General features: G+C 70.7%; 8 protein-coding genes. 3 read left to right on the top strand and 5 right to left on the bottom strand.

Annotated elements, in window-relative coordinates:
• Positions 1–5: 5 nt before the first annotated feature.
• Entirely contained in the window at positions 6–7,688 is a 7,683-nt protein-coding gene (locus L6E17_RS24545; protein ID WP_236242881.1) for a ricin-type beta-trefoil lectin domain protein, read from the bottom strand.
• A gap of 751 nt (positions 7,689–8,439) precedes the next feature.
• On the opposite strand from L6E17_RS24545, the gene L6E17_RS31185 reads away from it, so the two are divergent.
• The 3 genes from L6E17_RS31185 (at position 8,440) to coaA (ending at position 14,164) form a co-directional block, all read left to right on the top strand.
• A complete protein-coding gene (locus tag L6E17_RS31185) occupies positions 8,440–11,892 on the top strand; it encodes an FG-GAP-like repeat-containing protein (RefSeq protein WP_236242880.1) in 3,453 nt (1,150 codons plus the stop codon).
• A gap of 74 nt (positions 11,893–11,966) precedes the next feature.
• Positions 11,967–12,674: a hypothetical protein gene (locus L6E17_RS24535; RefSeq protein ID WP_236242879.1), complete on the top strand. Its 708-nt coding sequence runs from the start codon at positions 11,967–11,969 to the stop codon at positions 12,672–12,674.
• A 467-nt stretch (positions 12,675–13,141) separates the two neighbouring features.
• The gene (gene coaA, locus L6E17_RS24530) at positions 13,142–14,164 is read left to right on the top strand and encodes a type I pantothenate kinase (protein ID WP_236242878.1); all 1,023 of its coding nucleotides are present in this window, start codon (positions 13,142–13,144) and stop codon (positions 14,162–14,164) included.
• Between the two features lie 107 nt (positions 14,165–14,271).
• On the opposite strand, the gene glmM is transcribed toward coaA, so the two are convergent.
• The 4 genes from glmM to L6E17_RS24510 all read right to left on the bottom strand — a co-directional run bounded on the left by glmM (position 14,272) and on the right by L6E17_RS24510 (position 19,020).
• Complete coding sequence (gene glmM, locus L6E17_RS24525) at positions 14,272–15,630, bottom strand: phosphoglucosamine mutase (RefSeq protein ID WP_236242877.1); 1,359 nt, start codon at positions 15,628–15,630, stop codon at positions 14,272–14,274.
• Positions 15,631–15,769: 139 nt separating this feature from the next.
• Entirely contained in the window at positions 15,770–16,288 is a 519-nt protein-coding gene (rpsI, locus tag L6E17_RS24520) for a 30S ribosomal protein S9 (protein WP_236242876.1), read from the bottom strand.
• Between the two features lie 41 nt (positions 16,289–16,329).
• Positions 16,330–16,773 carry a 50S ribosomal protein L13 gene (gene rplM / locus L6E17_RS24515; protein ID WP_236242875.1) on the bottom strand — a complete coding sequence of 148 codons (444 nt, stop codon included), beginning with the start codon at positions 16,771–16,773 and terminating at the stop codon, positions 16,330–16,332.
• Positions 16,774–17,397: 624 nt separating this feature from the next.
• On the bottom strand, positions 17,398–19,020 hold the full coding sequence (locus L6E17_RS24510; protein ID WP_236242874.1) for an ABC-F family ATP-binding cassette domain-containing protein: 1,623 nt from the start codon (positions 19,018–19,020) through the stop codon (positions 17,398–17,400).
• Positions 19,021–19,069: the final 49 nt, after the last annotated feature.

The following is a 19,069-nucleotide window of genomic DNA, read 5'->3' as shown; positions in this document are numbered from 1 at the left end:
TCACCTCACGGAGTCCAAATCGCCTGTGTATCGCTGACCAGGGTCGCACCCTTGCCCTGCAGGAAACCCCGACATGCTGGGCAGAACGGTCTATTCACTGCCAGGCCTGTCGGCGTTAGGTCAAGATGGACTGCTGTCTCCCAGAGCTTGACCTCTGCATGCGGGAAGTTACCTGATGCGTCCACGCCGGTGCGTGATATCCCGAGCTCGTGAGGGAGGAGCTGTGCACGTTGAATCTGAGAGATATTCTTCCGTGCTCCAACGGCCACAACGTCGAGAGATTCCGGTCCACTGCCTACCGCGTGCATGACTCCAGTGGTCGCCCTGTCGTTCGCCTTCCCCGCCGGGATGAGCGCGTGCAGGGTGTCGGCTCGGTCTTGCAGGTTGTCAAGATCGAGAGCGCCGCCGCCGCAATTGTGAACGAGGACCGGCGCAGCCCCCGCAAGCACATAGTACGTGTGGTGGTTGGTGACGGTGAGGTTGTGGACTGCGGCACGCTGCGCGGTCCAGCGCTGGATGGAGGTGATCTGGACGTAGGTGCCGGCGCTGGTCTGGAGCCACTGGCCGTTCTTGAGGTCGGTGGCGTCGATCCATTCGCCGAATTCCGGCACCCAGAAGGGGTGGCCGTCGGTGGCGGTGACCGTGGCTGTGGCGTCGCCCTGGTCACCGTCGGTGTCGATGGTGACCTTGACCAGGTGCTTCAGGCCTTCGCCCTTGATCTCGGCGGTGACCGTTTCGGTGGTGGTCTCGCCGATCTCGGGGTCGGTGGCCAGGACCTTGTCGCCGTTCTTGACGTCCTCGATGGGCTTGGTGGTGCCGTCCGCCATCAGGACGAGCGTGCCGGGAGTGAAGCTGTTATTGACCTTGCAACCGCTGCTCCCGGCCTTCCCGGTGACCTTGTCCTTTACCTTCCGGGCGCCGCTCTTGATCTTCTCGCCGGCCTTGGAGAGGGACTTCGCCGCCTTCTGTTTCGCGTTGCCGACCTTCTTGTTGGCCGACTTCAGCGCCCTGGTGGCGGACTTCTTCGCTTTGTCGAGCTTGGCCTGAGCCGCCTTCGCCGCCGCGGCCTTCTTCGCCGCCGCTGCCTTCTTCGCGGCCTCGGCGGCCGCCTTGGCCATGGCGACGATCTGGCGGGCCTTCGCCTGGGCGGAGCGCCAGGCGCTGATCGCGTTGAAGGTCATCTCGACCGCGCGCCAGATCTTCTTGCCCTTGCTGAACACCGACGTCCATGGGATGGCGTCCATGATCAGGCTGCCGCAGGACCACAGGTCACCGCGGGAGAAGCAGCTCACGACGTCGTTCCAGCCGACGAACTCCTTGAGCACCGCCCAGCCGACGCTCATGATGATGTCGGACATGGACGTGTTCAGCTGCTTGTTGGCCCACGCCACCTCGGACGTCGACGGGCCGCCGTAGTCGCCGGTGGCGCCCGGTGCCTCGGAGGCGAGGCCGGTCGGGTCGGCGTAGGTGACCGGGTTGTTCTCGCTGTAGACGTAGCCGTTGAGCTGGACCGGGTCGTTCAGGTCCAGGACGGGGTCGGCCGACAGGAAGCGGCCCGCGTGGGGGTCGTACTCGCGGGCGCCGAGGTGGACCAGGCCCGAGCCGGCGTCGTCGTCGCCACCGACGTATCCGCGGTGTGCGCGCCAGTTGTCGTCCTGGGCGCGCTTGACACCGAACGGGTCGGTCTTGGAGATCTGTACGCCGTTGCCCTCCGCCAGCATCACGTTCGTGTACGCGGTGCCGTTCTGGTCCGCCACCTGCACGGACAGGGTCGGGGCGCCGTTGCCCAGCACATGGCGCATCACCGTCGGCGCGCCCGGCTGGGCGTAGTAGCGCTCGGTGTAGGAGGGCGCGCCGCTGCGGGTGGTCGCGACCGTGGTGTCACCCAGGTACAAGGTGTGCTCGCCGGCACTGACCGCCATCAGGCGCCCGCCCGAGGCGTCGTAGACGTACCGCGTCTCGTCCGCCGGCACCCACGACTGGGCCTCGCCGTCGGTGTCGCACGCGGCCAGCACCAGGTCCGTGCCGTTCGCCGTGGCGGCGCCGGGTACGGTCAGGCACTTGCCCGACGCTTCGTGCCGCAGCTTGCCGCCCGCGGCGACCGTCGTCCACCGCTGGTCCGCCGTGCCCGTGCAGTCGGCGATCACCACGGCGGTGCCGTCCGCCGTGGCCCCGTCCTTCGGCGTCACACAGTGGTCGAGGATCTTCAGGGCGCCCGTCGAGGAGTCGGCGGGCGTGGCGCCGTCGATCCGCAGCTTCTGCGCCTTCGTGCCGTTGCACAGGTAGAGCTGCAGGGGCGTCCCGGCGAGCGTCGAGCCCGACGACAGGTCCAGGCACTTGCCCGCCAGGCCCACCCACGCGCCGGCGCCCTTCGCGCCGAAGCCGGTGACCGTCTCCGCCTTGCCGTCCCAGGTCCAGGTCAGCGTCTGGGTGTCACCGCCGTCCTGACGGGCGACGGTGTTTCCGGACTCGTCGTACGTACGCGTCGACTCGCTGGTGACCTGGGCGCCCTCGTCCGTGACGTACGTACGTGTCATCGACGTCAGCGTGTGGGGCTGTGTGCCGTTGGGGCCGCCGTACCGGTAGCTCGTCGTGGCCTTCCTGGCCTCGTCGAGCACCGTCTTGAACCCGCTCGGCGTGCTCGCGTCCGGCGCCAGGGTGATGTGGTGCTCGGTCAGCTCCGACCGGTTGCCGGCCGCGTCGTAGCCGTACTCCTTCCAGTAGCCGCCGCCCGCCGCCGTGACGTTCAGCGTGCCGTCGTCGTACTTCGGCGCGGGCTCGGTCTTGCCGGCGGCCTGGCAGGCGCCCGGCGCCGTCCACGCCTTGGTGAGCTGGCCCAGTACGTCGTAGGTGAAGCACTGGCGGTCGGTCACCCCGTTCGAGGTGTCCGCGATCGTGGTGACGTTGCCGGCCGGGTCGTAGCCGTAGGTGCGGTGGTTGACGCGGTGGCCGGGGACCGTCGACGTGTCGCTGGTCGACTCCCGGTCGACGTAGCTCTCCTTCAGCTCGCCGGTCCGCTCGTCGAAGAGGTTCGTGGTCCACACGCGGTGCGGCTGCTCGCCGCTGACCGTGCGCAGCACCTCACCGTGGACGCTGTAGTGCGTCTCGGCGGTGTACCAGTCGAGGCCGGACGTCGAGACGGGCAGTCCGTCGTCGTTGTAGCGGGTGACGACCCGCTCGGCGGGCAGGGCGCCGGCGGCCGGCAGCGTGACGGCCTTCGGAAGACCCGTCTTCGTGTACTCGTACTGGTACGAGTAGGTCTCCTCCAGGCCGGAGGCCGACGCGATCGAGGCGGGCAGCCTGAGCCGCTTGCCCGTGGGCTGGTAGTCGCTCGTGTAGCCGGTGATCTCGGTGGTGTAGCCGAGGCCGTCGGTGTACCGGGTCGCGGCGGCCGGCAGGCCGATGCCGCCGAGCACCGAGTCGTACGTGTACGAGCTGAGGAGGGTGCCCGTGGACGAGCCGAGCCGCTGCGACGTGGGCCGCGACAGCTTGTCGTAGCCGGTCCACACGGTGACGCCCCGCGCGTCGGTCGTCGTCACCGGGCGGTCGAGCACGTCGTACGTCGTCGTGGTCGTCCCGGTGTCGGGGTCGGTCGCGGAGACCTGCCGGCCGCGCGCGTCGTACGCCCACGTCCAGGTGTTGCCCAGGTGGTCCTCGGCCTTGACCTTGTCGCCGCGCGCGTCGTACGCGTACGTCGTCGAGCGGGCGGCCGCGTCGTTGCGGGCCGCGTCCGTGAAGGTGTCGACGCGGATCGTGCGGCCGAGGGCGTCGGTCCAGCTCCGCTGGGAGGCGCCGCCCTCGGGTTCGATGACGGTCGAGTGGTCGTAGCCGTAGGCGTAGCGCGTCTGCTTCGTGAGATTGGGCGTGCCGTCCTCGACGGGGGTCTCCGCGAGGAGCCGGCCCAGGCCGTCGTACATGAAGTACGTGGCGTTCGGCACGTTGAAGTCCGAGGCCTTCTCGAACATCACCGTCCGCGGCTCGCCGGTGGCGTAGTACGCGTTGTTGGTGGTCTGGATCGTGCCGTTCGCGCTGTAGAGCACGTCCGTGATCAGGCGGCCTTCGCCGACCGCGGGGGTCTGCCGCTGGCGTTCCCGGCCGAGACCGTCGTAGAACACCACCGAGTCGCTGTACGTGCCGTCGTCGCCCAGGGTGGAGGTGACGACGGAGACCGGCGGTTCGAGGTCGTAGGTGAACGTGACGGACGGGGGCTCGCCGGCGGACTGCGAGGTCGCCCAGCCCTTCGTCGTACGGCCCAGGGCGTCGTACGCGTACACGGTCGTGCGGCCGTTGGTGTCGGTGTCCGTCAGCGTGGTGCCGCGGCCCGGCTCGATGGTGGAGGTCGCCGTGTGGCCGAGCGCGTTGGCGGACGTGAGCTGGTACACCTGCCCCGTCGACGGGGTGTAGGTGGTGGTGTCCTTGTTGCCCTGCGCGTCCGTGGTCGAGGTGGAGCGCCCGTACGCGTCGTAGGTGAGCGTGGCGTTCTGCGTCCAGCCGCCGCCGTCGCCGCTGATGTTCCAGGTGGTGGTGGCCAGGCCCTTGGCGGGCGCGGCTCCGAAGGCGCCGCCGTCGTAGGCGACGCGCGAGCCGGATATCCAGTCGGCCGGAGTGGCCGTGGCGGCCTCGGCGCAGGTGCCGGCGGTGGTGAGCGTCTCCTTGGACAGGCCGATGAGGTGGGCGCTCGTGTTGTGGACGTAGGAGAGGACCGAGCAGGTCTCGTCGCCGGTCCGGCCGGTGTCACCGAGGCTCTCGACGGTGACGGGCAGTCCGTACGTGGGCTCGTGGGTGGTGCTGGTCTCCAGGGTTCGCCAGGTCCGGGTGTCCGGCGTGCCCTGGGAGTCCTTGCCGGTGCCGGAGGAGCGGGTGACCGTGGTACTGCGGGAGGTCTGGACGCGGTACGCCTTCAGCGGGGGTATTCCGCCGTCGCGGGCGCGGGACGCCAGCTCCGTCACGGTCGGGTAGTCGACGGAGCGGGTCAGCAGGTCCCCGTTGTACCTGGTGTACATGCGGGTCTCGGCCACCCGGCCCTGGTAGGCCCGGTGGTCGGTGGCGATGACCGCTCCGTCGCCGTCCAGCACGGTGACCGAGCGCTTCTTGCCGTCGGGGAGCGGGTCGCCGTCCATGCCGCGGAAGTAGCGGGTTTCGCTCGCCGAACGCTGGGTGCTCGTGAGGTTCCGGATGTCGACGAAGTCGTCGCCGCCGACGGTGAGGACGCCGCTGAAGCCGCGCCACTGGTCGTAGGTGCGGGTCTTCTTCTTCGAGAACTCGGACTGGTTCAGTGCCCAGGCCCCGCCGTCCAGGTACTCGTACGACGTGGTGAGCGTCTGGCCGCCTGCGATGGCGGGCATCTCCTGGACCTGGTCGACGACGTACTTGTTGAACCAGTCGATGGTCTCGTCGCTCTTGTCCGGATCCGGGTGCCAGTAGGCGGGGAAGCACAGCCCGGTGTTCTCGTGTACCGCTGGGAACCCGCTGCCGGAGGCGCAGGCGCCTTCGGGCTTGCGGTAGGTGACGACGGTCTCGCCCGCGTACTCGTTGATGATGCGGGCGACGCGGAGCCGGTCGAACGTGGGGTTGGGGTCCGAGGCGCCCTTCTTCACGCGGTTGGGCATGCGCTCGGTGTTGTGGACGAACTGGACGGGCTTCAGGCTGAGCGACTTGCCGCCGGCGTCATAGCCGTACCGGGTGATGGACTCCAGCCACAGCGCGGTGCCCTCGTCGGTCTTCTCCGCGGGCAGCGACTGACTCAGCGTCCACGAGTCGACCTTCGACAGGGCCTCCGAGCCCTGGGTGCGCTGCGCCAGCGTGGTGACCTCGGCGAGGCGCTTGCGGGTCCAGAAGGTCGGGACGGGGACGAAGCACTCCTTGCCCGTCACCTCGGAGCAGTACAGGTCGGCCGGGGTGTCGTACCAGATGCGGTTCTTCGCGTGGTCGCCCGACGTGAAGTTCGCCGGGTCGCAGGTGAGGGCACCCTCCTTGAAGCACCGTTCGTCGGTCTTGAACTCCACCCGGGCGATCGGGCCGGCCGTGAAGAGGGAGTCGGCACGCTGGCCGTAGTCGATCCGGGTGAGGTAGCCGCCCCGGATGTACCTGGCCTTCTCCTTGTACTTCAGGTTCTTGCCGTAGTGGTTGTCCTCCCGGCCCCACCACAGCGACATGGCGTTGCCGTGCGTGTCGACGACGTAGTCGAGGTTCCAGCGCCATGCCTGTTCGCAGAAGGAGGCGGCGAAGGAGGAGTCGTAGCAGGGCTCTCCCGGCTGGTTGCCGGCGACCGGGGCCCACAGGACGGAGTTGGTCGTGGGGCTGCCGGCGGTCCACCCCGGGAGCTTGTGCAGTCCGAAGTGGTACTGGGTGCCGTCGCGGGTGGTGACGCGCCAGTGCTCGCCGTCCTTGTCGCCGTTGCCGAGGCTGCTGTCCTTGAGCAGCTCGACCCGGGAGCCGTCGCCGTTGGCGGTCACCCACTCGCCGGTGGTGTCGTCCTTGACGAGCTCGGTCGTCGTCCCGCCGAGCGTCAGGGTGGCGTTGTGCGAGCCCCAGCACAGGTCACCGGTCTTGCGGTCGGCGTTGTTGGCGCCGGTGCGGTCGTCGCGGCAGGCGCGGTAGCTGCGGGTGATGGACCCGGGGTTGTACTCCCAGCCGTCACCGATCCAGGACGCCTGGTTGTTGGTGGCGGAGGTACGGCCGTCAACGACCTGGGAGTTGTAGCCGAACGCGATGCTCGGCGACGGTCCGGCCGGGACGCTGGGCGTCTGCAGGTCGTAGGTGTAGGTGAAGGCGCCCGAGTTGTTGCCGGCGGCCCAGGAGCCCGCGCTGACCAGCGGCGTCGCGGAGAAGTCGCCCTTGGCTCCGCTGCCGGTGGAGGTCGCGGTGAAGACGGATGCGCCGGAGCTGACGGCCGTCTGGAGCGCGGTCGCACTGGAGGACAGCGGGCGGTACACGGCGCTGGTGACCGTTCCGCTGCTCGTGGCGGTGGCCGGGGTGGTCGTGGAGGAGCCTGAGCCGGGGTCGGTGAGCGTGGCCACGTCCACGACGGCTTCGACCCGGCGTACGCCGTCCAGGGCGCCGTCTCCGGCGACGTCGTCGGCCTGGGGCTCGACGACGTTCTGGACGTCGACCTCGGCCGGCTCGCTGCAGCCCTCGACGTCCGGGGTGGTCAGGAAGCACGCCGGGTAGCGGGTGAGCTGGAGCCGGTCGGCCCAGTTGGCGCCGTACAGCTCGGCGAACTCGGTGTAGTCGAGGGCGAGCACGGCCTCACCGGTCGCCGAGGCCGGAGGTGTCACGGTGAAGACGAGACCGGAGAAGTCCCGCTCCCCCAGGTCGGCCTGGTCGGCCAGCGCCACCTGCCAGTCGCCTTCCAGGGCCGTGGCGTCCTCGGCCGTGGCCGTCTCGGGTGCGCCCACCTCGACGGGCAGGGTGCCCACCCGGACCGTCTCGCCCGCGGTCAGCCCCGTCACGGTCTCCGTGGCGGAAGCACCGGGCGGAGCCGTCGTCTTGGTGGGCTCGTACTCCACCGTGCGCGGCACCTCGCCGGTCAGGGTGTCGGCGAGACGTCCGCCGTTCTGGCCCTCCGCCGGGGTCTGCGCGGGCAGATCGACCAGCTCGACCTCGGCCCGGTCCTCGCCGCCCGGCGGCGCCGCGTAGGCCGTGGGCAGCAGCCCCGCGGTGAGTGCGACGGTGAGCGCGGCGACCACACCGGTCCGGTGACGCGCGCGTCTGCGCCGCTCGGCTCTGGAGCCGGGCAGACGTCCCCGGCCGCTCCACGACAGCGATCCCCACACGACGGCCGAAGCCCCCCCAAGTTGATTTGGTGTCAGCCGCCGAGATGCCTGTCGGGATACGGCTTCTGACTCGCCTGACGGGCGCATGTTCATTCATTTCTCACAGATCCGTCAAACACCGATCACAGGGAGTGGTCTTGATCACGCCGCATCTCGGCGTGAATTGGCCTATGAGAAACAACCAGAAGGAAAGAGCCCAATAGTGCAGGAAGTACTGCATTACCAAAGGATTCTGACCACCTGGCGTGAGATCGCCGCATAGGAGGTCCAGGAGGCTGGGACTTCACCGCATTCGTACCGGTTTGACAGTCCCCATCGGGTCGCTGATGTGCAGATTCCGGTTCTCCCGCCACGAATAGCACCCTCAGAGCGGGGCGTCGGGGCAAACCTTGTCCGGGTGGAGGGCGCGGCCCTCATCAGTCATGCTTCTGCCGCACCTCCACCCACCGTGACGCCCAATCCGAGAGAAACGGTTCCGGGCGACACCGGCGGAGGTCGGGGGGTTCGGCAGCAAGGTGACGGCATTCCTCGACTCGGAAGTCCACGTGAGCCGTTTCGGCGCCCGCGTGGCAACTTCCGGTCAACGCAATGCCGTTGAGGGAGGGAGACCAGCACCGTGGACCGGCGTCGTATACGGGGGCTGCCCCGGCGTACCACGGCAGGAGTGGCGGCGCTCGTCGCCGCCGCGCTCGGCATCACGCTGCTGGGCCCCGAATGGGGAGGGACGGGTCCGGCGAACACCCCCCGTCCCGCGCGGTCGGGCGAGCCTCTCGACGAGGACGCCGCCGTCGCGAAGGCCAGGCACAGCGGGAAACGCGTCGAGGTCACGGCGCTGCGCAGCATCAGCTCCACCACGTACGCCCTGCCCGACGGCAGCTTCGAGCTGACCGCGCACGGCGCGCCGATCCGCGCCCAGGTGGACGGCGTCTGGAAGCCCATCGACACCACGCTGCGGCGCACCGCACACGGGTGGGCGCCGGAGGCGACCGTCGACCCCGTGACCTTCTCGTCCGGCGACGGCAAGCCGACCCGGGGCAGCGGCGGGCGAGCGAGCGGGCCCACCTCCGCCCGGCACGCGGTCCACACCGTGTCCCGCACGGGCCGCGGCGATGTCTCGACGGTCGCGGACGACAACGTCCAGTACACCGATCTGGCCACCTTCAGCTCCCAGGGGCACCAGGTCACGCTCCAGTGGCCGGGGACGCTCCCCGCGCCGGCCATCGACGGGGACCGCGCTCTCTACCGCAACGTGTTCCCGGACGTGGACCTGGTGCTGACCGCACGGGACAGCGGCTTCAGCCACGTCCTGGTCGTGCACACCCCCGAAGCCGCCGCCGGAGCGGAGCTGGCGACGCTGCGCTACCGCCTGACCTCCCCGGACCTGACGTTCCACCTCGACCCGGTCACGCGTGTGGTCACCGCGAAGGACAAGGCGGGCAACGAGACGGCCGTCTCCCCGACCCCGTACATGTGGGACTCGGCCGGCACCCCGGCCGAGACCCAGGGCGACGACCCGCAGCCCGTCGAGCCGCCCCCGAGCGTCCCCTCGCCCTCGTACTCGGAGGAGCCGGGAGAGCCCCCGGCCCCGGCCCCGACGGACGGGCCCGGAGAGGACACGGCAGCACCGGAGCCCGTGGAGCCCGACCAGTCCACCCAGCCCTCGGAACCCGGCCCGGCCGCCTCGGCCGATCCGGCTCCCTCGCCGACCGACCCGGTGGACAGCCCCAGCGGGGACAGCACGGCGCAGCAGTCCGCGTACCGCGCGGGCTCCACGACGGCGGGCAGCGGGGTGCGCCACGCCGCCGCCTTCGCCCGGACCGGCGCGAGCGCCGTCACCGACGCCCAGGTCTTCGCGCTGCCCGCACTGGCAAGCCCCAGGCTGGGCGCGCACACCGCTGTCGGTGACGCCGCCCTCGCGGGACACGGCAGCTCCGAGGCCACGCTGACCGTCACCCCGAACCGGGCGATGCTCACCGGTGACGAGACCGTCTGGCCCCTCTTCATCGACCCGTCCCTCACCGGCAAGACCCACAACTGGACCACCGTCTACGAGAAGTACCCCAACTCCAGCTTCTACGACGGAGCGAATTACAACTCCGGCACCAACGAGGCCCGGGTCGGCTATGAGGCGAGCACCTGGGGGCTGTCTCGCTCCCTGTTCCGTCTCGGCTGGTCCTCCAGTTTCAAGGGCGCCATCGTGACCTCGGCCGAGATCAGGGTGCTGGAGACCTACTCCTGGTCGTGCTCGGCGCGCGAGATGGAGGTCTGGCACACGGACGGCATCTCCGCCTCCCACACATGGAACAACCAGCCCAAGTGGCGGACGAAGCTCGACAGCAAGTCCTTCGCCCACGGCTACAACTCGTCCTGCCCCGACGCCTACGTCACCTTCGACGGCAAGGCCATGGCCCAGGTCGCCGCGGACACCGGAGCGACCAGCGTCAACATCGGTTTGAAGGCCCTGGACGAGAGCAAGACCTCGTCGGGGGCGTACTCCTGGAAGAAGTTCCGCGCCGAGGGCGAGGCCGCCCCGAAGATCATCATCAACTACAACCGTCGACCGCTCGTGCCGACCGGCCTCACCATGACTCCCGGCCCGGACTGCGACACCACGAGTCCGTACGGCTCCGTCGGGAAGAGCGACCTGACGTTCGCCGCAAGCGGCGCCGACCACGACGGCGACCTGAAGTACCTGCACTTCGAGGTGTGGATCGACGGCACCGCCACCAAGATCGTCGACTCCCACCGCACCCCCCTCAGCACGGGGTACGCCGACGTCACCATCCTCGGCAGCAAGTTCGCCAACGGAAAGACCTACGGCTGGCGTGTGCGTTCCATCGACTCCTCAGGGGCCGCGTCCGCCTACGCTCCGGCCGGCGCCCTGTGCCGGTTCGTCTACGACTCCAGTCGGCCGAACGCTCCGGAGGTCTCTTCCGCCGAGTTCCCGCGCAGTGACCAGAACGGCGAGAACTGGTCCACGGTGCCCTTCGGCCAGACCGGCCAGTTCACCTTCAGCCCCGGCGGAAGTACGGACGTCGTCCAGTTCCAGTACTCCTTCAACACGAACACCTACAGCAAGAGTGTGAGCGTCGCTGCCGGCAAGAGCGCCACCGTCAGCCTGGCGCCCCCGGTCTCCGGAGCGAACGTGCTGTATGCCCGCTCGGTGGACAGCGCGGGCAACGCGTCCGAGGGCGAGAAGTACCTCTTCTACGTCACGCCGCGGGACACCGCTGACGCCCCGGGAGACATGGCGGGAGACGGCCGGCCAGACCTCTTCATGATCAACCCCTCGGGCGACCTGCGGCTCTTCTCCTCCACCAAGGCTGGTGACCTGCACACCTCGCTGCCCGGCGCCCACGCCGACGGCACCAACCTGGAGACGCTCGACGGCTACGCCGGGTACTGGACGGGCGAGGACGGCAGCCCCGCGCTCATCACCCACAACGGAGACTTCCTCCCGGGCGACGGAATCCAGGACCTTCTCGCCCGCATGCCCGACGGCAAGCTCTACCTGTACCGGGGCGACGGCTACGGCAGCGTCGACATCGAGCAGCGGCTGGCGGTGGAGCTGCCGTCCGGCGCCCCGGCGCCCTCCACATACACCCAGGTCCTCGCGGTCGGTGACATCAACAAGGACCGCAGGCCGGATGTGTTCGTGACGTCGGGCTCCGAGCTGTGGGCACTGCTCGGTTACACGGGCGGCTCGTTCACCAGCGCGACGAAGCTCTCCTCCACCGGCTGGGACCAGCGCGACCTGGTGAATGTCGGTGACGTCAACCAGGACGGCGCCGTGGACCTCGTGTACCGCGACTTCACGGACTCCCGGCTGCTGCTGCGCCTGGGCAAGCCGGACGCGGTCACCGGCACCAGCCTCACCTCATTGGGGAGTGCCGCGGCGTCGCTGAACGGCACCGACGCCCAGTACGGCACCGGCTGGAGCACCACGAACATCCGGCTGATGATGGGCACGCCCGATGTCACCGGTGACAGGATCCCCGACATCTGGGCCATCGCCTCCGACGGCACGATCCGCTTCTACACCTGCACCAGCACCTCGGGCGGCAGCGCCGTCACGGTCACCGGCGGCGGTTGGAGCAGCACCAAGGCCTTCGGCTGAGGAGTGAGCGTATGGCCATGCCACGGGCCCACCGCCACCAGCGCCGAACCGACACCGGAAGGAATCGATCCGACATGAGGGTGACCCGCACCGGCTCCGCCGGCGTCCGTGTGGTGGCGGTGGTCGGGCTCGTCCTTCTGGCCGGGTGCACCGCGGTCGGCAGCGGCGGGGGCCTTGAGCCGGCCGGACCCCGTCTCCGGGCGCAGGCTGAGCCCAGCCAGGAGGCGGTCTCCACGGCCGGGCTGGGCGCGCTCGCCCTGGCTGGGGGTGACGTGGCCGGGCACACTGTGCGGGAGCCCGCACCCGACGAGCGGGTGGAGCAGCGGGACGTCGAGGCCGAAGGGCCGTGCAGGGCCCTCGCCTACGTGCTGGCGGGTACCGCGGCAGGTACGCCGTCGGCCACGACGGCGCGCCGGGTGGTGGGGAGCGGCACGACGACGAGCGTGCTCCTCGCCGCCCAGGAAGGGCAGGACGTGAATGCCGCGCAGGCGGCTGTGGCGGCCGTCAACCAGGCCGCCGACGACTGCGCCGGCGGGTTCGCCTACCGTCTCCGCGGTCAGGAGCAGCGGATCGCCGGGGTCACCCGTGAGGTGGCGCCCCGGGGCGCCGACCAGGCCGTCGCGTTCGGCGTGCGGGTGGAGCAGGACGGTACACGTGGGTACGGAAGAGTGATCGTCCTGCGCAAGGGGAGCAGCATCGCCTACCTCAGCGCCCTCGGCACTGGAGGGAACGCCGCGGTTCCGGCCGAGGTCGTCGAGGCTCAGTTGGTCAAGCTGAGCTGAGGAGCGAGCAGGGCAGCAACGCCCCGTAGCGTGCGCCTCGCCGCAGAAGTGCGCCAGGTCCTCGGACCCGAGCGACGGGAGGAGGGCGGCACGATGCGAGAAGAGCCTTCCGCTCCCGGCCTGGCACTTCCGCGTTCCGCGTGAGACGGGATGCATCCGTCAGGCCGCCCCGGGAAGCAGCCGGACGGCCCGGCTTCACGGGGCCGACCCCGGGAAACGCTTCCCAGAGCCGCCGGACCCGACAAGGAAGAACGCACCCGGCATCCGCCCGTCGTCGTGACTCCCGCGCCACTCCGTCGCCCAGGGCATCCGGCACTCCCTGGAATGGGCGAAGATCCGCGACAAGGTCCTCGCCGGGTAGCACGGCGGGCACGCCGCGTACGGGCCCGCGTGCCCCGGCCGCAAGGGTGCGCCCACGTGACCGACCCCACCCCCCGCGCCGCGGCCGTACGCCCGACAATGGTTGTGTGATCACTTCGCCGCCACGGAGCAGCACACCGCCGCCGCCCCCGGAGCCGGGCACGGGCAACGGGTCCGCGCGCCCCAGGGCCGAGTCGACGCCGTACGTCGACCTCACCCGGGAGCAGTGGAGCGCGCTGCGCGACAAGACGCCGCTGCCGCTCACCGCGGACGAGGTGGAGCGGCTGCGGGGGCTCGGCGACGTCATCGACCTCGACGAGGTGCGGGACATCTACCTCCCGCTCTCCCGGCTCCTCAACCTCTACGTGGGCGCCACCGCGAACCTGCGCGGGGCGCTCAACACGTTCCTGGGGGAGAAGGGCGCCCAGCGGGGCACGCCCTTCGTGATAGGCGTCGCCGGGTCGGTGGCCGTCGGCAAGTCGACGGTGGCCCGGCTCCTCCAGGCGCTGCTGGCCCGCTGGCCCGAGCACCCGCGGGTGGAGCGGGTCACCACCGACGGGTTCCTGCTGCCGATGAAGGAGCTGCAGGCGCGGGGGCTGATGTCGCGCAAGGGCTTCCCCGAGTCGTACGACCGCAGGGCGCTCACCCGTTTCGTGGCCGACATCAAGGCGGGCAAGGAGGAGGTGACGGCGCCGGTCTACTCGCACCTGATCTACGACATCGTGCCGGGGCAGCGGCTGACCGTGCGGCGCCCGGACATCCTCATTGTGGAGGGCCTCAACGTCCTCCAGCCGGCCCTGCCCGGCCAGGACGGCCGCACCCGCGTCGGCCTGGCGGACTACTTCGACTTCTCCGTGTACGTGGACGCCCGCGCCGAGGACATCGAGCTCTGGTACCTGAATCGTTTCCGCAAGCTGCGCGAGACCGCGTTCCAGGACCCGTCCTCGTACTTCCGCAAGTACACGCAGGTCAGCGAGGACGAGGCCCTCGACTACGCCCGCACGATGTGGCGCACCATCAACAAGGTGAACCTGCTGGAGAACGTGGCGCCCACCCGCGGCCGCGCCACCCTGGTCGTCCGCAAGGGCCCGGACCACAAGGTGCAGCGGCTCTCCCTGCGCAAGCTCTGAGCCCGCGGCCCCTTCCGCGCCAGGGCCCGGAGCGGGTACGGGAACGGGGGTGCCCCGCAGGTCCGGTCGCGGACCCGCGGGGCACCCCCGTCACGTGCGGGCGGCGGTCAGCCGAGCGCGGCCTTCACCACGTCGGCGAGCTGCCCGGCCACCGCGCGGGCCTGCTCCAGGTCGGCGGCCTCCACCATGACCCGTACCAGCGGCTCCGTGCCGGACGGGCGCAGCAGGACGCGGCCGGTGGCGCCGAGGCCGCGCTCGGCCTCCGCGACGGCGGTGGCCAGCTCCGGGGAGGTCTTCACCCGGGACTTGTCGACGTCCTTGACGTTGATGAGGACCTGCGGCAGCCGCTCCATGGCGCCGGCCAGGTCGGCGAGGCGCCGCCCGGTGGCCGCCACCCGGGCCGCGAGCAGCAGACCGGTGAGGGTGCCGTCGCCGGTGGTGGCGTGGTCGAGGACGATGACGTGCCCGGACTGCTCGCCGCCCAGCGCGTAGCCCTTGTCCTTCATCTCCTCCAGCACGTACCGGTCGCCGACCGCCGTCTGGACGAGCCGCAGCCCTTCGCGCTCCATGGCGAGCTTGAAGCCGAGGTTCGACATCACGGTGGCGACAACGGTGTCACCGCGCAGCGTGCCCGCCTCGCGCATGGCGAGCGCCAGGACGGCGAGGATCTGGTCGCCGTCGACCTCTGCGCCCGTGTGGTCCACGGCCAGGCACCGGTCGGCGTCGCCGTCGTGGGCGATGCCCAGGTCGGCGCCGTGCTCCAGGACGGCGGCGCGCAGCATGTCGAGGTGGGTGGAACCGCAGCCGTCGTTGATGTTGAGCCCGTCGGGCCGGGCCCCGATCGTGACGACCTCCGCCCCGGCCTGCTCGAACGCGGCGGGCGACACCCGGGAGGCCGCGCCGTGCGCCTCGTCCAGGACGACCTTCAGCCCGTCGAGCCGGTTCGGCAGGACGGACAGCAGGTGCGCCACGTACTCGTCGCCGCCCTGCGCGTAGTCCGTGACGCGCCCCACGCCCGCGCCGGTCGGGCGGTCCCACGGCTCACCGCGCCGGTGCTCCTCGTACACGGCCTCGATGCGGTCCTCGAGGTCGTCGGGCAGCTTGTGGCCGCCGCGCGCGAAGAACTTGATGCCGTTGTCGGGCATGGCGTTGTGCGAGGCGGACAGCATGACGCCCAGGTCGGCGCCGAGGAACCCGGTCAGGTACGCCACCGCGGGGGTGGGCAGCACCCCGACCCGCAGCACGTCGACACCGGCGCTGGCGAGGCCCGCGACGACCGCGGCCTCAAGGAACTCCCCTGACGCCCGCGGATCCCTGCCGACCACCGCGGTCGGCCGATGGCCCTCGAAGGTGCCGGCCTCGGCGAGCACGTGCGCCGCCGCCACCGACAGGCCGAGCGCCAGCTCGGCCGTCAGGTCCGCGTTGGCGACACCGCGCACGCCGTCCGTGCCGAAGAGTCGTCCCACAGCTGTCCTCCATTGCGTTCCACGGCCGTCCCCAGCGACGCCCGCCATCGGCCCCTGAAAGGGGCGCGCCCCGGCGGCACACGAATGTGCCACCGGGGCGTACCTTACGAGCAGACCGAGCAGCTCGCGCAGGCGCGGCTTAGCGCTTGCTGTACTGCGGAGCCTTACGGGCCTTCTTCAGACCGGCCTTCTTGCGCTCGACCGCACGGTCGTCGCGGCGCAGGAAGCCCGCCTTCTTCAGCGCGCCGCGGTTGTTGTCGACGTCCGCCTCGTTCAGCGCACGGGCGACACCCAGGCGGAGCGCACCGGCCTGGCCGGAGACACCGCCACCCGCGATGCGGGCGACGACGTCGTAGCGGCCTTCGAGCTCCAGCACCTTGAAGGGCTCGTTGACTTCCTGCTGGTGCACCTTGTTCGGGAAGTAGTCCTCGAGGGTGCGACCGTTGATCTTCCACTTGCCGGTGCCCGGAACGATCCGGACGCGGGCGATGGCGTTCTTGCGGCGACCCAGGCCGGCGGCCGGCTGCGGCTCGCCGAAGCGGGAGGCGAGGGACTCGGACGTGTAGTCGCCCTCGACGGTCTCGGTCTCGGTCTCGGTGGTGTACTCCTCGACGCCCTCGAACTCGTCGACGGGGGTCTCAGGGGTGGTCTCGGCCACGATTCTCCTCAGATTCTTTTCGTCTTAGGGGGTGGCCGGACTTACTGCGCGACCTGGGTGATCTCGAACGGGACCGGCTGCTGAGCAGCGTGCGGGTGGTTCTCACCCGCGTAGACCTTCAGCTTCGAGAGCATCTGGCGGCCCAGGGAGTTCTTGGGGAGCATGCCCTTGACGGCCTTCTCGATGGCCTTCTCGGGGTTCTTCTCCAGCAGCTCGTCGTAGCGGACGGAGCGCAGACCACCCGGGTAGCCGGAGTGGCGGTAGGCCATCTTCTGGGTCCGCTTGTTGCCGGACAGGTGCACCTTGTCAGCGTTGATGATGATGACGAAGTCACCGGTGTCAACGTGCGGCGCGTAGATCGCCTTGTGCTTGCCCCGCAGGAGGCTGGCGGCAGTGGATGCCAGGCGACCCAGGACGATGTCCTGGGCGTCGATCACGTGCCACTGGCGAGTCACATCGCCGGGCTTGGGGCTGTACGTACGCACGGTCGTAGCCTTCGCTTCTTCAGTGAGTGGGTCCTGTCAAGGCCACCACGGACGATCACGACAGCCAAGAACCGCACGTCGGTGACGCAAACCGCGTGCTGGTCGCTGGTCATCGGCCCGGTGGACCGGCGTAACGGCCTCTCACGTGAGATCGAGCAAGCCAATACGCATAACGAACCAAGAGAATACGCGTGTCCCCCACCCGGGTCAAAACGACCCCGCGCCGACGCTGCGCGGCACACGCCCGTAGCCCCTGCACCGCCGTCCCGGGGCGCACCTCGCACTCCGTGCCCCACCGCCCCACTGCACACCCCGCGCACCGTGCACCGCCGTCCCACTGCACACCCCGCACCCCCCGCGCACCACCGCCCCGGGCACATCCCGTATCGCGGCGCGCACCGCCGCCCCGGGGCGCCCCGCACCCCTGCACCGCCGCCCAGGGGCCCCTGCCCCCGTGCACCGCCGCCCCGCCTACGCACCCCGGCACCTCCGTACGGCCCCCGCGCCACGGCCACCGCCGCGCCCACGAGCCGCGCCCACGAGGGGCGCCGCTCGCACACCGCCCCGCGGACCTGCGGTGACGCGGGCCACACCGAGCCGTGCCGCGCCCCACCGCCCCGCCCCTCACCGTGCCCGCTGCACCCTCCGCTCGTCCCACACGGGCTCCGACGTCTCCCGTACGACTCCGTCCGCGCCGAACACCAGGAACCGGTCGAAGGAGCGGGCGAACCAGCGGTCGTGCGTCACCGCCAGCACCGTCCCCTCGTACGCCTCCAACCCGGCCTGGAGCGCCTCCGCCGACTCCAGGTCCAGGTTGTCCGTCGGCTCGTCCAGCAGCAGCGCCGTCGTCCCGGACAGCTCCAGCAGCAGGATCTGGAACCGCGCCTGCTGCCCGCCGGACAGCCGGTCGAAGCCCTGGTCGCCCTGGCGCTCCAGCTCGTACCTGCGCAGCGCCGACATCGCGCCGCCCCGGTCCTTGGCGTGCTCGGTCCACAGGATGTCGACGAGTGTGCGGCCCTCCAGCTCGGGGTGCGCGTGGGTCTGCGCGAAGTGGCCGGGCACGACGCGCGCGCCCAGCTTCCAGTGCCCCGTGTGGGCGACGGACGGGTCGCCGGCCAGCAGCCGCAGGAAGTGCGACTTGCCCGACCCGTTCGAGCCCAGTACGGCGACCCGCTCGCCGTAGAAGACCTCCAGGTCGAAGGGGCGCATCAGGCCGGTGAGCTCCAGCCGCTCGCAGGTCACCGCGCGCAGCCCGGTGCGCCCGCCGCGCAGCCGCATCCGGATGTCCTGCTCGCGCGGCGGCTCCGGCGGCGGCCCCGCCTCCTCGAACTTCCGCAGCCGCGTCTGCGCCGCCGCGTACCGGGACGCCATCTCGTGGCTGACGGAGGCGGCCTGCCGCAGGGTGGCCACGAGCTTCTTCAGCTGGGCGTGCTTCTCCTCCCAGCGCCGCTTGAGCTCCTCGAACCGGGCGAACCGCTCCCGCCGCGCCTCGTGGAAGGTGTCGAAACCTCCGCCGTGCACCCACACGTCCGACCCGGCGGGGCCCGGCTCCACGGCCACGATCTTCTGCGCGGCCCGGGCCAGCAGCTCCCGGTCGTGGGAGATGAACAGCACGGTCTTGCGGGTCTCCGCGAGCCGCTCCTCCAGCCACCGCTTGCCGGGCACGTCCAGGTAGTTGTCCGGCTCGTCCAGCAGCAGCACCTGGTCGGGGCCGCGCAGCAGCGCCTCCAGCACCAGCCGCTTCTGCTCGCCGCCGCTGAGGGTGCGCACCTGCCGCCACTGGGCCTTCTCGTACGGCACGCCCAGCGCGGCCGTCGTGCACACGTCCCAGAGGGTCTCGGACTCGTACCCGCGCACCTCGGCCCAGTCGCTGAGTGCCTGCGCGTACCGCAGCTGCGCGGCCTCGTCGTCCACGGTCATGACGAGGTGCTCGGCCTCGTCGACCTCCCGCGCGGCCGCGCGGATCCCCGGCGGCGCCACCGACACCAGCAGGTCCCGCACCGTCCGCTCGTCCCGTACGGACCCCACGAACTGCGGCATCACCCCGAGGCCGCCGCTCACCGACACCGAGCCGCCGTGCGGCTGCAACTCCCCTGCGATCAGCCGCAGGAGCGTCGTCTTCCCCGCGCCGTTGGCCCCGACGAGGGCCACGACAGCCCCCTCGCCGACCCGGAACGACGCGTCGGCGAGCAGCGCCCGTCCGTCCGGCAGGTAGTACTCCAGATGCGCGACCTCGACATGCCCCATGGCGCGCATTCTCCCCGGCCCGGCGGCCGTCGGCCCAACGGATTTCCGA

Source organism: Streptomyces sp. CC228A, from assembly GCF_021390935.1.
Taxonomy (GTDB): domain Bacteria; phylum Actinomycetota; class Actinomycetes; order Streptomycetales; family Streptomycetaceae; genus Streptomyces.
The sequence above is the reverse complement of the archived record's forward strand: the minus strand, read 5'-3'. Positions and strand labels throughout refer to the sequence as shown.

Excerpts from the sequence above, each read along its gene's own strand:
- L6E17_RS24535 (WP_236242879.1), top strand. The coding sequence starts at position 11,967 with ATGAGGGTGACCCGCACCGGCTCCGCCGGCGTCCGTGTGGTGGCGGTG.
- L6E17_RS24510 (WP_236242874.1), bottom strand. The coding sequence starts at position 19,020 with ATGGGGCATGTCGAGGTCGCGCATCTGGAGTACTACCTGCCGGACGGA.